Source organism: Methylobacterium sp. Leaf466, assembly GCF_001425565.1.
In the GTDB taxonomy this organism is placed as follows: Bacteria; Pseudomonadota; Alphaproteobacteria; order Rhizobiales; family Beijerinckiaceae; genus Methylobacterium.
This window is the reverse complement of record NZ_LMRC01000005.1, coordinates 16,072-30,348: the sequence shown is the minus strand read 5'-3', so window position 1 is coordinate 30,348 and position 14,277 is coordinate 16,072. Positions and strand designations below refer to the sequence as shown.

12 protein-coding genes are annotated in these 14,277 nt (G+C 72.3%); 11 read left to right on the top strand and 1 reads right to left on the bottom strand.

All coding sequences use genetic code 11. The annotated features are described in order from the left end of the window. The first annotated feature begins 45 nt into the window (after window positions 1-45). On the top strand, window positions 46-306 hold the full coding sequence (locus tag ASG59_RS04150; RefSeq protein ID WP_056282010.1) for a type II toxin-antitoxin system VapB family antitoxin: 261 nt from the start codon (window positions 46-48) through the stop codon (window positions 304-306). Next, complete coding sequence (locus ASG59_RS04145) at window positions 303-686, top strand: type II toxin-antitoxin system VapC family toxin (protein ID WP_347379669.1); 384 nt, start codon at window positions 303-305, stop codon at window positions 684-686. Before ASG59_RS04150 ends, ASG59_RS04145 begins: the two co-directional genes overlap by 4 nt. Here the strand turns inward: ASG59_RS04145 and ftsY are convergent. Then, a complete protein-coding gene (gene ftsY, locus ASG59_RS04140; RefSeq protein WP_056407138.1) occupies window positions 683-2,068 on the bottom strand; it encodes a signal recognition particle-docking protein FtsY in 1,386 nt (461 codons plus the stop codon). The genes ASG59_RS04145 and ftsY overlap by 4 nt on opposite strands. Before the next feature lie 41 nt (window positions 2,069-2,109). Here ftsY and ASG59_RS04135 point away from each other — a divergent pair, with 41 nt between their 5' ends. The 9 genes from ASG59_RS04135 (at window position 2,110) to ASG59_RS04095 (ending at window position 14,251) form a co-directional block, all read left to right on the top strand. Then, window positions 2,110-2,829, top strand: coding sequence for an RluA family pseudouridine synthase (locus tag ASG59_RS04135; RefSeq protein WP_056407137.1), 720 nt, complete (start codon window positions 2,110-2,112; stop codon window positions 2,827-2,829). Window positions 2,830-3,005: 176 nt separating this feature from the next. Beyond that, a complete protein-coding gene (locus ASG59_RS04130; protein ID WP_056282017.1) occupies window positions 3,006-3,509 on the top strand; it encodes a chemotaxis protein CheW in 504 nt (167 codons plus the stop codon). Continuing rightward, window positions 3,509-4,954 (top strand): protein-glutamate O-methyltransferase CheR, encoded by a 1,446-nt coding sequence (locus tag ASG59_RS04125; RefSeq protein WP_056407135.1) that lies wholly within the window; start codon window positions 3,509-3,511, stop codon window positions 4,952-4,954. The genes ASG59_RS04130 and ASG59_RS04125 overlap by 1 nt, the downstream gene beginning before the upstream one ends. Beyond that, entirely contained in the window at window positions 4,951-5,559 is a 609-nt protein-coding gene (locus tag ASG59_RS04120) for a chemotaxis protein CheW (RefSeq protein WP_056407133.1), read from the top strand. Before ASG59_RS04125 ends, ASG59_RS04120 begins: the two co-directional genes overlap by 4 nt. Before the next feature lie 64 nt (window positions 5,560-5,623). After that, window positions 5,624-7,294 carry a methyl-accepting chemotaxis protein gene (locus ASG59_RS04115; protein WP_056407131.1) on the top strand — a complete coding sequence of 557 codons (1,671 nt, stop codon included), beginning with the start codon at window positions 5,624-5,626 and terminating at the stop codon, window positions 7,292-7,294. 15 nt (window positions 7,295-7,309) lie between these two features. Beyond that, window positions 7,310-9,571: a response regulator gene (locus ASG59_RS04110; RefSeq protein WP_056407129.1), complete on the top strand. Its 2,262-nt coding sequence runs from the start codon at window positions 7,310-7,312 to the stop codon at window positions 9,569-9,571. A gap of 32 nt (window positions 9,572-9,603) precedes the next feature. Continuing rightward, window positions 9,604-10,656 (top strand): chemotaxis-specific protein-glutamate methyltransferase CheB, encoded by a 1,053-nt coding sequence (cheB, locus tag ASG59_RS04105; protein WP_056282059.1) that lies wholly within the window; start codon window positions 9,604-9,606, stop codon window positions 10,654-10,656. Continuing rightward, complete coding sequence (locus ASG59_RS04100) at window positions 10,653-12,380, top strand: response regulator (RefSeq protein WP_056407127.1); 1,728 nt, start codon at window positions 10,653-10,655, stop codon at window positions 12,378-12,380. The genes cheB and ASG59_RS04100 overlap by 4 nt, the downstream gene beginning before the upstream one ends. Before the next feature lie 2 nt (window positions 12,381-12,382). Then, entirely contained in the window at window positions 12,383-14,251 is a 1,869-nt protein-coding gene (locus tag ASG59_RS04095) for a response regulator (protein WP_056407124.1), read from the top strand. Window positions 14,252-14,277 lie beyond the last annotated feature (26 nt).

Here is a 14,277-nt window from a genome sequence, read left to right as displayed (position 1 = left end):
GGGTTTGAGCCCCCGCCTCAACCGGCCAGCCCCGGGAGCCCGCCGATGTCGATCACGATCGAGGACCCCGATTTCGAGACCCTGCTCGCCGAGGTCGCGGCCAGCGCCGGGCGGAACGGCACCGACCTGCTCGTGGACCTGCTGCGGCGCGAGCGGGAACGGCTGGACGAGGAACGCGCCCACCGTATTGCCGAGGGATTGAAGGCGGATGACGATCTTCGGGCGCAATGGTCCGCGCTTTCCGTGGTCGATGAGCGCATCCCTGTCGACGTCTTGTCCTACGACGAGAATGGACTGCCGGCGTGATCGTCGTCGACAGTTCGGTTTTCGTGGCGATCCTCCAGCACGAAACCGAGGCCGCCGCCTTGTCTCGCGCGCTGGCGTTGGCCAGCGAGCGGATGATGTCGGCCGCGACTTACCTCGAATGCGCCATGATCGCCGAGGGGCGGTTCGGCGGTCGGGCCGTCGTCTATACCTGGCTGACGCGCCGCGATATCGGCATACATCCGGTCGACCACGCCCTCGCCCAGCGCGCGGCCGATGCCTTTGCCCGGTACGGCAAAGGCCGGCACCCGGCCGGCCTGAACTTCGGCGATTGCTTTTCCTACGCCCTGGCGCAAGCCCTCGGAGCGCCGCTGCTTTTCAAAGGTAACGATTTCTCCAGGACCGATATCGCGATCGCCTAATCCGCCTCCAGCCCCGCGATCGCCCGTGCGAAGTCGCGCGCCGCGAACGGCTCGAGATCCTCCACCCCTTCGCCGACCCCGATGAAGTGCACCGGCAGGCCGAACTTGGCGGCCAGCGCCACGAGGATGCCGCCGCGCGCCGTGCCGTCGAGCTTGGTCATCACGAGGCCGGTGACGTTGGCGGCCTTCGAGAACAGTTCGACCTGGCTGATCGCGTTCTGGCCCACCGTCGCGTCGAGGACGAGGAGCACCGCGTGGGGGGCGTCGGGGTCGATCTTGCGGATCACGCGCAGGATCTTCTCCAGCTCGGCCATCAGCCCGGTCTTGTTCTGGAGACGCCCCGCGGTGTCGATCAGGAGGACGTCGGTGCCCGCCGCTTTGGCCGCCTTGAAGGCCTCGAAGGCGAGACCGGCGGCGTCCGCCCCTTGCGCGCCCGCCACCACCGGCACCCCGGTGCGCTCGCCCCAGACCTTGAGCTGCTCGATGGCGGCGGCGCGGAAGGTGTCACCGGCCGCCAACATCACGCTGCGCCCCTCGGCCTTCAGCTTGAGGGACAGCTTGCCGATGGTGGTGGTCTTGCCCGCGCCGTTGACCCCGATCATCAGGATCACGAACGGTCGTTTCGCGCCATCGACCACCAGCGGCAACGCGACGGGGAGCAGCGCCCGCTCGACCTCCGCCGCCAGGATGGCCCTGACCTCGTCGGGCGAGATCCCCTTCTCGTAGCGGCCCTTGCCCACGGCCTCCGAGATCCGCATGGCGGTCTCGACCCCGAAATCGGCCTGGATCAGGGCGTCTTCCAGTTCCTCCAGGGTGTCGGCATCGAGCTTGCGCTTGGTGAAGAGGCCGGTCACCCGTTCCGACAGGGCGGAGGAGGTCCGCTTCATGCCGCCCGTCAGCCGGCTCCACCAGCCGCGCTTCTCCGGCTCGGGCAGGACGACCTCGGGCAGGACGACCTCGGGCATGACCACCTGAACCGCCACGGGCGCGGGGTCCGGTTCGGGCTCCGGCGTCGGCGGGAGAGACGTCGCCGGCGCCTCCTCCACCGCCTCCTCCACCGGCTGGAGGTCGGCGCCCTCGATCTCGTCGGGGACGGCGTTCTTGTCGGAATCGACCTGCGACGGCTCGCTCGCCGGCAGCGGGACATGGGCCACGTCCGCCGCGCCCGTGGCGAAGTCCGGCTGGCCTTCCGAGATCGAGGCAGGGGAATCGAGGGGCGGCGCCACCGGCTCGGGTGCGGGAGTGGGCTCCGGCCTGGCATCCGCCTTGGAATTCGACCTGGCATCCGGCGGCTGGACCGGCACCGGCTCCGGCGGCCACGCCTCCTCCTTCTTGCCGAACATCCGGCGCAGCAGCCAGCCCGGCCTCTTGTCGTCGCTCATTCCCGCTTGCTCCCTGGTCCCGGCGGCGTTAGCGCGAGACCATGCCCCCAGCCGATGCCCTCGTAGCAGACATAGGCGCCCGCCTCCTCTACCGCGATGGCCTGATTCTCGTCATCGACAAGCCGGCCGGACTGCCCGTCCATCCCGGCCCGAAGGGCGGCGAGACCCTGACCGACCACCTCGACGGCCTGCGGTTCGGCCTGCCGCGCCGTCCCGAGGTCGCCCATCGGCTCGACCGCGACACCTCCGGCTGCCTCGCGCTGGGGCGCCATCCCAAGGCGCTCGCCCGCCTGAACAAGCTGTTCGCCGCCAGCGGAAGCGTCGGCAAGACCTACTGGGCGCTGGTGGAAGGCGGCCCGGACGAGGCGGACGGCAGCATCGACCTGCCCCTCGCCCGGCGCTCCGACGACCCGCGCAGCTGGTGGATGAAGGTCGATCCGGCCGGCGACCCCTCCCTGACCCGGTGGCAGGTCCTGGGCCGCTCGCCCGACCGGGCCCTGACCTGGCTGGCGCTGACCCCCGTCACCGGGCGCACGCACCAGCTACGGGTGCATTGCGCCGCTTCTGGATGGCCGATCCTCGGCGATCCGATCTACGGCACGGCCCCGCGCTTCGGCGGACCGGGGCTGCAGCTCCATGCGCGGACCCTGAGCCTGCCGCTCTATCCGAAGAAGCCGCCCATCCTCGTCACCGCCCCGGCCCCGGCACACATGGCGCCCACGCTCGCCGAATGCGGGTGGCAGGGGGAATCCGGGAGCTGATCTCCGGTCTCCTCGTCCTGGCGAGGCACCGTCCCGTGGCGAGGTGTCGTCTCGCGGGCAGGCATCGTCTCGCGGGAAGACATCTTCGGGTTTGCTCTCCCTCCACCCGCCGTCCTATCTGAGGACGCAGCCGGCCGGCCGGCCGCTGCTTCGTTCGTCCTGACCGGAGCCGCGTCCTGGTACCGTCCCCCACCTCGGCCTACCTCGTCGTCTCCCTGGCCGGCACCACCTGCGCCCTGGCGCAGGTCGAGGTCAGCGAGATCCTGCCCCTGCCGCGCCTGCACCGCCCGCCGGCGGCCGGCGCGATGCTGGCCGGGTTCCTCGATCTCGGCGGCCTTCCGGTGCCGGTGATCGACCTGCCGCGCCTGCTCGGGCTGCGGGGAGAAGCGCGGGTGCCCGAGGACGAGAACCCCTACCGCCACCTGGTGCTCGCCGCCGACGGGGCCGCCGCCTTCCTGGTCGACCGGGTCGACGACCTCGTCCGGGTGGGGGATGAGGCGGTGCACCCGATCTCGCAGACGAGCACGCTGAACGGCTGCGTCGTCGCCGAACTGTCGCGGCAGGACCGCCTCGTACCGATCCTCGCGGTCCCGCGCATCCTCACTCTTGAGGAGCGGGACCGGCTCGCCGCCCTCGCTGCGCGCGAGGCCGACCGCCTCGCGGCGTTCCCGGCGGCGTGATGGCGACCCGCACGACCCGGCCGGGCCCGGAGACCGATCCGGGCTATCCCGCCCTGAAGGCGGCGGTGATCGCGCGCACCGGCCACCACTACTACCGCGACAAGGACGGGCTGCTGTTCGACCGCCTGTACCGGCGTTTCAAGGCCTGCGGGCTGACCGACGCCGGGGCCTATCTCGCCCATCTCTCCGGACCGGAGACGGGACCGCCCGAGTGGGCCGCCCTCGAATCCGAGATCACCATCGGCGAGACGTTCTTCTTTCGCTACGCCGAGCAGTTCGCGGCCCTGCGCCGGACCATCCTGCCCGGCCTGATCGCCGCCAGGGCACAGAGCCGGACCCTGCGGATCTGGAGTGCGGGCTGTTCCACCGGGGCCGAGCCGCATTCGATCGCGATCCTGCTCCACGACCTCCTCGGCCAGGACCTGCCGACCTGGCGCATCGCCATCACCGGAACCGACATCAGCGACGCCGCGCTCGCCGTGGCCCGCTCGGGGACCTACGGGCGCTGGGCGCTGCGGACGCTGCCCGTCGAGGACCAGGAACGTTTCTTCGTCACCGGCCCCGGTGCGCCCGGCGCGTCCCGCGACGGCAGCTTCACCCTGCGTCCGCACTTCCGGCGGATGGTGACCTTCGAGAACCAGAACCTCCTCGGATTGCTCGACGACGGCCTGCCGCGGTTTTCCGACGTCGACCTGATCCTGTGCCGCAACGTCCTCATCTACTTCGAGGCCCGGGTCGTGTTCGACCTCGTGAACGCCTTCGGCCGGCGGTTGAAGCCCGATGGCTGGCTTCTCCTCGGCCATGCCGAGCCGAACCCGTCGTTCTGCGAGATCCTCGACCCCGTCAACCTGCCCGGCACCGTCGCCTACCGTCCCCGCGGGGCCATGCCGGCCGAGCCGGAGGGGACGCCGCAGCCCGCCGTCATCGCGCCCACCCCCTGGCGTCCCCTCCCCGCTCCCCCGGCACCGGTGCGGGTGGAATCCACCTGGGTGAGCCCGGTGCGGGCGCACCCAGAACCGGCCTCCCCGCCGCCGCCGCGGACGGACCCCCTCGACCGGATCAGGACCCTGGCCGACACCGGCGCGGTCGCCGAGGCCTGGCGCGCGGTGCGCACGGCCCTCGTCGAGGGGCCGACGCAGCCCGCCCTCCACTATTACGACGGGCTGCTCGCCTGGAGCCTGGGCCGCGAGGTTGAGGCCGAACGCGCCTTGCGCGGTGCGATCTACCTCGACGGCGACTTCGTCATGGCCCATTACCAGCTCGGCCTTCTGTTGACGGGGGTGGGTCGCCGCGAGGCGGCCGCGCGCAGCCTCGACAACGCCGTCCGGATCGCCCGGCGCCTCGCGGCGGAGGACGAGGTGCCCGAGGGCGACGGCCTGCGCGCGGGCCAACTCGTCGCGACGGCCATCCTGGCCCGCGACGGCCTTCGAGAGGACGCGACGTGACGGCTGGGGCCCTGATCGACGGCAGGACGCAGGCGCGGCTCGACGCGCTGCTCGACGAGCGCTCCGCGACCCTGGCCAGGCGCGGCCGGTCGGGCACCCGCGTCGCGACCCGCCCGGTGCTCCTGTGCCTGTGCGGGCCGGACCGCTACGGCCTGCCGCTCGGCGAAGTCGCCCAGGTCATGCCGGCGCGGGCCTGCACGCCCGTGCCGGGCGCGCCCACGGCGGTGCTCGGCCTCGTGGCGCTCTCGGGCCGCGTCGTCAGCGTGATCGGCCTCGCCGAGGCGCTGGGACGCCCCGCGGAGGGGCTCGGACGCCACGCGGGGATGACGGACAACGCTGGGTGGGAAACGGACGGCGAGGTGCCCACCGGCCATTTCGTGTTGCTGCGCGGCACCGGTGCGGCCATCGCCCTGGCGGTCGACCGTGTCGAGGCCGTGATCGCCATTCCCGTCGAGGCCGCTCCGGCCGGCGGCGAGACCCCGGCGGGGCTGCGGGAGGCAAGCCTGGGAAGCGGAGCGGTTTCGGTCTATCAAGCGGGCGGATCGCACCCCGGGGCGGTCGTGGTCATCGACCCGCGGCTGCTGATCCATCGCTACCTGTCGTGAGCCCGCGTCCGTCGGACGGCGGCGTATCCACGGCGAATCCGGTCAGAGGAGCAGGGACGCAAGCGTGACGATCTCGATTGGACGACGCATCCTCCTCGGCTTCGTGGTCGTCATCCTCGTGATGGTGGCTCTCGGCGCCTACGCCCTCACCCAGATCAGCGCCGTGCGCGACAATACCAACACCATCATCAGCCGCGACCTGTCCGTGGCGCGCAAGCTCGACGACCTGGCCAACAAGGCCCGCGACCTCGGCATCCTGCGCCGCAACGCCGTGATCGCCAGCTTGTTGCGCAACAGGTCCGACGCGGACCAGACCGTGACCACCGACGGCTGGCGCCGCACCGCCGACGAGGTCGATGCCATCATCGCGGACCTCGTCCGCACCACGAGCGACTACTCCGCCACCGCCCCGTCGCCCGAGCGCGCCGCGATCTGGAAGCGGCTGTCCGAGGCGTCCACGACGACCGTCGGCGCCTTCCGCCAGCTGCGTGCGGCCAGCGAAGGCCAGCTCGCCGCCATTGCCGCCAGGGACACCGCCGGCATGGAGGGCCGGACCGAGGCCCTCGACCGCTCCCAGGAGGCACTCCTGCGCGACGTCGAGCGCACCCGCGACCTCCTCGACGAGGGCATCGCCGCCGGCCAGCGCCGGTCCACCGAGATCTACGACCTCAGCCGCCTGTCGATCGCCCTGTTCCTGTCCGCCTGCATCGTGATCAGCCTCGTGGTCACCGCGTTGATCCGGCGCGGGGTGGTGACGCCCCTCGAGGAGGTCATGGTGTTCGCCGAGCGGGTCGGCGGCGGCGACCTCACAGGCACCCTCGCGCGCACCGGCGGGGACGAGTTCGGTCGCCTCAGCACCACCTTCAACGCCATGGTGTCGGGGCTGGCCGACCTGGCGCGCACCAACCGGGCCGCCACCGCCGACCTCAACGCCGCCGCAGCCCAGATCCGGGCCTCGGCCCAGGAGCAGGCGGCCAGCGTCGAGGAGCAGTTCGCCGCCGTCCAGGAGACAGCCGCCACGGTGGACGAGATCACCCATTCGGGAGCCCAGATCGGCAAGCGCGCCACCGAGGTGATCGCCACGGCGCAATCCACCGCCCAGACCTCGCGCGCCGGCCTGCGGGCGGTCGCCGACACGGTCAAGGCCATGGACGCGATCCGCGAGCAGGCCGAGGCGGCGGCCGGCAACATCGTCTCGCTCAGCGAGAAGACGCAGGCCATCGGCGAGATCATCACCACGGTCAACGACATCTCGGAGCGCACCCATCTCCTGGCCCTCAACGCCGCCATCGAGGCGGCGGCGGCGGGCGAGAGCGGGCGCAGCTTCGCGATCGTCGCCTCTGAGATGAAGCTGCTGGCCGACCAGGCCAAGGCCGCCACCGGCCAGGTGCGCACGATCCTCTCCGAGATCCAGCGCGGCATCAACACCTCGGTGATGCTCACGGAGGAGGCGGTCAAGCGGGCGGCGGCCGGCAAGGCCCGCTCCGACACCACCCAGCGCACCATCGAGGAGATCACCGCCCGGGTCGAGGAGAACGTGCAGACCTTCCAGCAGATCGTCGCCTCGACCAACCAGCAGCAACTCGGCATCGAGCAGGTGATGGGCGCCCTCCAGAACATCCGTCAGGCGAGCCAGCAGACCGCCGCGGGCACCCGCGAGGTGGAGGCGGCCTCGGCCAACCTCACCGAGTTGGCCCAGGCGCTGATGACCCTGGCCGACCGTTACCGGCACTGAGCCCGGCCGCCGGGCGTGGACATCCGACAGCAGCTCCTCGAGGCCTTCGCCATCGAGTACCGCGAGCACGTGGACGTGATCCGCGCCGCGCTCGCCGCCGGCGCGGAGGCGCGCGCGCCGGACTGGAACGACATCTTCCGCCGGGCGCACAGCCTCAAGGGGGCGTCGCGCGCGGTGGACCTGCCGGCGGTGGAGGCGGTGGCCCATCGCCTCGAGACCCTGTTCGAGCGGATCGTCGAGGGCTCCGCCGCCCTCGACCGAGCCGCCCATGCGGCGGTGGACCTCGCCCTCGACCGGATCGAGGCCTGCGTCGCCGACCTGCAGCGGGGCCTGACGCCCTCCCCTCCCCAGGATGCGCTGGCGGCCCTCGACCGTTGTCTGGCCGGCCCGGGCGAAACGGATCGGGCCGGCCCGGCCCCGCCACCGGCCCGCGCGGAGCCGGCGGCCGAAACCCCGCCGCCTTCCGCGCCCGAGCCCGCCGGGGAATCCGGCCCCACGGTCCTGCGGGTGCCCGCCGATGCGGTGGAGGCCCTCACCCGTGCCGCCCACGAACTCGGCACCGCCCTGATCGGCGAAGGGTCGGTGGCCGAGGGCCTGGCGCGGATCCGGTCCGGCGCCCTCGAACTCGGCCAACGGGCCGAGCGGTTCCGGTCCGCCGCCGACGGGGCCGGGCGACAGCCGGCGGCCGTGGACGCGAAGGCCCTCGACGCGGCGCTGGCGGAGATGCGCGTGCTGGAGGCCGGCCTGCTCGGGCTGGCCAGGGATGCGACCAGCCTGTCCCGGCAGCGTAGCGTCGTGGCCTCGGCGGTCGAGGCCGCGGCCTCGCGGGTGCGCGACGAGACCGAGCGCCTCGCCCTGGTGCCGGCGGAGGCGGCGTTCGGCGGGTTTGCCCGGGTCTTGCGTGACATGGCCCGCGACGCCGGGGCCGATGTCGATGTGAGCGCCACCGGCCTCGACCTTCCGGTGGATCGGGCCATGCTCCAGGCACTCAAGGACCCCGTGCTGCACGCTTTGCGCAACGCCCTGAGCCACGGCGCGGAGCCGGCCGCGGTTCGCGCCCGCCTCGGCAAGCCCCCGGCCATGGCGATCGGTCTCGACGTGGCGGTCCGGGGCGGGCGCCTCATGGTCACGGTCGTCGACGACGGGCGCGGGCCGGATCTCGGCGCCATCGCCGAGACGGCCCGGCGGCGCGGCCTCCTGGCGGGCGCGTCCGATCCCGAGACCCTGCTCGCGGTGGTGTTCGAGCCCGGTTTCTCCACGAGTACGGGGGTGGACACCCTGTCGGGACGCGGCATCGGCCTTTCGGTGGTCGCCGACACGGTGCGCCGCCTCGACGGAACCGTGCGGTTGCAGCCGCGCGATCCCTGGGGCACCGCCCTCGTGATGAGCCTGCCGTTGCAGGCGGCGCGGCGCAGCCTGCTGCTCGTCGAGGCCGGATCGGCCACCTACGCCCTGCCGAGCCGGTCGATCGAGCGGCTCCTGCGCATCGAACGCGGCAGCGTTTCGAGCGTGATGGGGCGCTCCGTCCTGACCCTGGCGGCCGAGGCGGCCCCGCAGGCCGACGAGGCCGGCCTCACGGTGCCCGTCGCCCACCTCGCCGACCTCGTCGGCGGAGCCCCGCAGTCGCGGCAGGCGGCGGAGCCCGGTGCGATGAACGCCGTCCTCCTGCGGGACGGCCAGCGCCGCTGCGTGCTGGAGGCCGACCGACTCCTCGACGTCCGCACCCTGCTGGTGATGCCGGCGCCGCCGGTGACCGGCGACCGCCGGCTGGTGGTAGGAACGGTGATCGTCGACGGCAGCCGGCCCGTCCTGGTCCTCGACCCCGACGAGGTGGTGGGACGGGCCGCCGAAAGCCGTGCCGCGGCCGCGCCCGCCCTGTCGCAGCGCGGAACAATCGCTTCCGCCCGCCGTTCGACGATCCTCGTCGTCGATGATTCGATCACCACCCGCACCTTGGAGAAGGGCATCTTGGAAGCGGCGGGGTATCGCGTGGTGGTCTGCGTCGACGGACAGGATGCCCTCGACCGCCTGCGGGCGGCGATCGAGCCCGTGGACCTCGTGGTGGCCGACGTCGAGATGCCGCGCCTCGACGGCTTCGGCCTCCTCGAAGCCCTTCGCGCCGAGCCGGCCTTCGCGCGCCTCCCGATCGTTCTCATGACGTCGCGGGGCGACCCCGACGACGTCGCCCGCGGCCTCGCGTTGGGCGCGGACGCCTACCTGACCAAGCAGGGCTTCGACCAGGGCCGGCTCCTCGACACGATCGGGCAACTGCTGTGAGCCTGTCGACCGCAGCGGCGCGGGTGCGGGTGATGATCGTCGAGGATTCCCTCGTCGTGCGCCAGCTGCTGACCCACATCGTCGGACGCGACCCGCGCCTCGAAGTGGTGGCGGCGGTCGCCTCGGGCGAGGCGGCGCTGGCCGAGATCGCCACGGTGCGTCCCGACGTCATCTCGATGGACATCCGTCTGCCCGGCATCGACGGCCTCGAGACCACCCGCCGGATCATGGCCGAACAGCCGACGCCCATCGTGGTGATCGCCGATTCGGTGGAGGATTCCTCCCTCTCGATCTCGATGAACGCCCTTCGCGCCGGCGCGCTCTCCGTGGTCGAGAAACCGGTGGCGACGACGCATGCCGGCTACGATGCGGTGGCCGCCGAGATCTGCACGCAACTGCGCATCATGGCCGAGGTCCCTGTGATCCGGCGCCGGCCGATCGGCGCGGAGTGGTCGCGGCGCAGGTCGGCGGACCCCTCGGCGCCGGTCGAGCCGCGCCGCCTGATGGAGAGTTTCACCGTGGCCGCCATCGCGGCCTCCACCGGCGGGCCGCCGGCGCTGGCGCGGGTCATCGGTGCCCTGCCCCTCGACTTCCCCCTCCCCATCCTGCTGGTGCAGCACATGGGTCCCGCCTTCATGGAGGGGTTCGCGGCCTGGCTCGACGGCGTCGTCGCGCTGCCGGTGGCGCTCGCCCGCGACGGGGCCCGCGCCGAACCCGGACACGTCTACGTCGCCCCCGGCGACCGCCATCTCGAACTCGGGCCGGGCTTCGTCCTGCGGATCTCGGACGCCCCACCGGTCGGGGGGCAGAGGCCCGCCGCCACCGTGCTGTTCCGGTCGGTGGCGCGCCATGCCGGTGCGCGCGGCATCGGACTCCTGCTCACCGGCATGGGCGAGGACGGGGCCCTGGGCCTGCTCGACCTGTATCGCACCGGGGCCGCCACGGTGGCCGAGGACGAAAGCACGGCGGTCGTGTTCGGCATGCCGGCCGCCGCCATCCGGCTCTCTGCCGCCCGCAGCATCCTGCCCCTCGACCGCATCGCTGCCCATCTCATGCGGCTCGCCCAAAGCGAGCCCGGGGCATGACGGCGCTTCCGGACCCGGCCGCGCGGGCTCCGCGCATCCTCCTCGTGGAGGATTCGGAGACGCAGGCGCTCGAACTGCGCCTGCTCCTCGAGTCGCAGGGGTTCTCCGTTTCGCGCTGCGCCACCGCCGAGGCGGCCCTCGACCACCTCAACACCGGCCTGCCCGACCTTGTGGTGGCCGACTACCACCTGCCGGGCATGAACGGCGACGAGTTCACCCGGCAGATGCGGTTGTCGCTGCGCACCCGCACCCTGCCTCTGCTGATGCTCACCGGTGCCCGCGACGGCGAGCGCCAGGGCCTCGACAGCGGCGCGGACGCCTATGTCGCCAAGTCCGCCGACCGGGACATCCTCATCCTGCGCATCCGCGCCCTCCTGCGCGAGCGTGGCGGCGAGGCACCGGCCGAGAGCCCGGGCATTTCCGCCTTCCGCCGCGGCCGGGTTCTGGTGGTAGACGGCAGCGCCACCTACCGCACCTTCCTCGCCGGGCTGCTCGCCCATGAAGGCCACGCCGTCCGGGCGGTGGAGGGCGAGGCGGCCGCACTGGGGGCCCTGGCGGACCCGGAGGCCGCCTTCGACTGCATCACCGTCGACCTCATGGGCCACGCCTACGACGGCCTCGCCCTGTGCCGGGCCATCGACAGGCACCGCTCCGCCGAGCGCGAGACCCGCGAGGCCGGGACGCCGACCTTCCAGCTCGTGGGCATCGCCGGCAGCGCCCCGGCCAAGGATTTCCTGGTGCAGGCCTTCGCCGCCGGCGCCGACGACGTCGTCTCGAAGGCCGATGCCGAAATCCTGGTGATGCGGGTGCGCGGCCTCGTCCGGCGCAAGCTCCTCGAGGAGGACAACCGGCGCATCGCCGGCGAGTTCGGGCTGCGCGAGCAGGCCCTCGAACGAGCCCGCGCCGAGGCGGAGGCGGCCGAGGCCCGCGCCGCCCTGGCCGGTGCCCTCGAACGGGCCAACCGCGACCTCGCCACCGCCAACCGCAAGCTCACCGACGCCCAGGCCAAGCTCGTCCAGGCCGCCAAGATGGCCTCGCTCGGCGAACTCGTGGCCGGCATCGCCCACGAGATCAACAATCCGCTGGCCTTCATCCTCGCCCACCAGGGCACCGTGGAGCGTCTGCTCAGCGAAGTGCCGGCGCCCGAAGGGGACGCAGGTGCGATCAAGGCCCTCGCCAAGGCCCGCGACCGGGTCGGTTCGATGCGCATGGGCCTCACACGCATCCAGGACCTCGTCCTGAACCTGCGCAAGTTCTCCCGCCTCGACGAGGGCGAGCGCACCCGCGTCAACGTCCCCGAGGCCATCGAGACCGTGCTCTCGCTGATCCAGCACAAGCTCGGCGACCGCATCACGGTGGCCCGCGACCTGGCCGGCCGCCCGGAGATCCATTGCACGCCGGCCCTGCTCAACCAGGTCGTCATGAATATTCTCGGCAATGCCGCCGATGCGATGCCCGACGGAGGCACCATTTCCATCGTCACCCACAGTACCGACGAGACCGACTGGATCCGCATTAGCGATACCGGGACGGGAATCCCCGAGACGTTGCGCGAAAAGATCTTCGAGCCGTTCTATACGACCAAACCCGTCGGGTCCGGCACCGGGCTCGGACTTGCCATTGCCTATAGCGTCGTCCAGGCCCATAGCGGCTCGCTCGGCGTCGAAACGGCGCCGGGGGGCGGGGCCTGCTTCGTGATCGGCATACCGCGGCAGACGGCATGAGCATGGACAAAGCGACCATCCTGGCCGTCGACGACGAGCCGGATATCCTGATCGCCCTCGAAGACCTGTTCGAGGACGAGTACCGGGTCTGCACCACCACGAACCCGGAGGAGGCCCTCGCGATCCTGAGGGCCGAGCCCGACATCGCGGTCATCCTGTCCGACCAGCGGATGCCCGGCATGACCGGCGACCAGCTCCTAGCGAAGGCCCGCACGCTCCACGATGCCCAGGCCATCCTGCTCACGGGATACGCCGACCTGAGCGCCGTCGTCGCCGCCCTCAACCGCGGCGGCATCACCGGCTACGTCACCAAGCCCTGGGACGCCGGGTTGCTGCGCAACACCGTGCGCAACGCCTTCGAGCGCCATCGCCTGGGCCGCGACCTCGCCACGGAACGCGCCCTCCTCATGGGCCTCCTCGACCACACCGAGGACGCCATCGCCTTCAAGGATGCCGAGGGGCGCTTCGTGCGCCTCAACGCCCGCAAGGCGTCCCACCTCGGGCGGGAGGTCGAGGCCTGCCTCGGCCGGACGGAGGGGGAGATCAATCCCGGCGACGCGTCGTCGGAGGGGGCGGCGGCCGACGCCGCCGCGATGCTGAGCGGGGCACCCTCGGAGAGCCTGGCCGCCGAGGGCGCCACCGGCGCCGAGCGTTGGAGCCATGTGATGCGGGTGCCGATCCGCGATGGCACGGGCCAGATCGCCCACCTCGCCGTGATCGAACGCGACGTCACCGAGCAGCGCATGCTCGAGGCGCGCCTGCGCCAATCCGACAAGATGCAGGCCCTGGGCACCCTGGCCGGCGGCATCGCCCACGATTTCAACAACCTGCTGACGGCGATCCTCGGCAGCCTCGAGCTGGTGGCGCCCAAGATCGTCGACCAGCCGCGGGTCCAGCGCCTCGTCGGCAACGCCACCCAGGCGGCCCAGCGTGGGGCCGCCCTCACCAAGCGCCTGCTCGGGTTCAGCCGCGCCCGCGAGCTGCGCTCGCGTGCGGTCGATCTTAACGCCCTGATCGACGGGATGGGCGAACTGATCGGCGGCAGCCTCGGCGGCCTCGTCAGCGTCGGCAAGGAGCTCGACCCGAGCCGGCCGCTCGCCCTGGTCGACCCCGACCAGCTCGAACTCGCCATCCTCAATCTGTGCATCAACGCCCGGGACGCGATGGCCGAGGGCGGCCGGATCGTGATCGCCACCCGCAGCGAGCGGATCGCCGACGACCCCGACCTGCCCGATGGCGACTACGTCGTCATGAGCGTGAGCGACACGGGCGCCGGCATACCGCCGGAACTGCTGGGACGGGTGTGCGAGCCGTTCTTCACGACCAAATCCCTCGGCCAGGGAACCGGGCTCGGCCTCGCCATGGTGTTCGGGCTCGCCCAGCAATCGAGCGGGCACCTGCGCATCGAGAGCACCGTCGGCCAGGGAACGCGGGTCGCCCTCGTCCTGCCGCGGGCCGAGGAGGCGGCCGAGGAAGCCCCTGCGACCGCCCCGAAGCCGATCGCGGCACCGCGGTCGGCCCGGATCCTCGTGGTCGACGACGACGCAGAGGTCCGCCACGTCACCGCGTCGTTCCTGAACGGCTTCGGCTACCACGAGACCGAGGCGCAGGACGCCGCGGCGGCGCTCGTGCTCCTGGAATCGCAGACCTTCGATCTCGTGGTGGCCGATCTCGCCATGCCGGGGATGACGGGCGTCGAACTCCTCGACGCCATCCGTCGGCGCGGCCTGGCGGTTCCCGTCCTGATCCTGACGGGCCATGCCGAGGCGATGACCATCCCCGAGGGCGTGCCCGTTCTCGCCAAGCCGTTCGAATCCAGCGACTTCGCGGCCATCGTCGCCGGCCTCGTCGACGCGGCGCCCCAGGCCTGACCGTGTCTTGCGCGGATCCTCTCGGA

Excerpts from the sequence above, each read along its gene's own strand:
- ASG59_RS04150 (WP_056282010.1), top strand. The coding sequence starts at position 46 with ATGTCGATCACGATCGAGGACCCCGATTTCGAGACCCTGCTCGCCGAG.
- ftsY (WP_056407138.1), bottom strand. The coding sequence starts at position 2,068 with ATGAGCGACGACAAGAGGCCGGGCTGGCTGCTGCGCCGGATGTTCGGC.
- ASG59_RS04135 (WP_056407137.1), top strand. The coding sequence starts at position 2,110 with ATGCCCCCAGCCGATGCCCTCGTAGCAGACATAGGCGCCCGCCTCCTC.
- ASG59_RS04125 (WP_056407135.1), top strand. The coding sequence starts at position 3,509 with ATGGCGACCCGCACGACCCGGCCGGGCCCGGAGACCGATCCGGGCTAT.
- cheB (WP_056282059.1), top strand. The coding sequence starts at position 9,604 with ATGATCGTCGAGGATTCCCTCGTCGTGCGCCAGCTGCTGACCCACATC.
- ASG59_RS04100 (WP_056407127.1), top strand. The coding sequence starts at position 10,653 with ATGACGGCGCTTCCGGACCCGGCCGCGCGGGCTCCGCGCATCCTCCTC.
- ASG59_RS04095 (WP_056407124.1), top strand. The coding sequence starts at position 12,383 with ATGGACAAAGCGACCATCCTGGCCGTCGACGACGAGCCGGATATCCTG.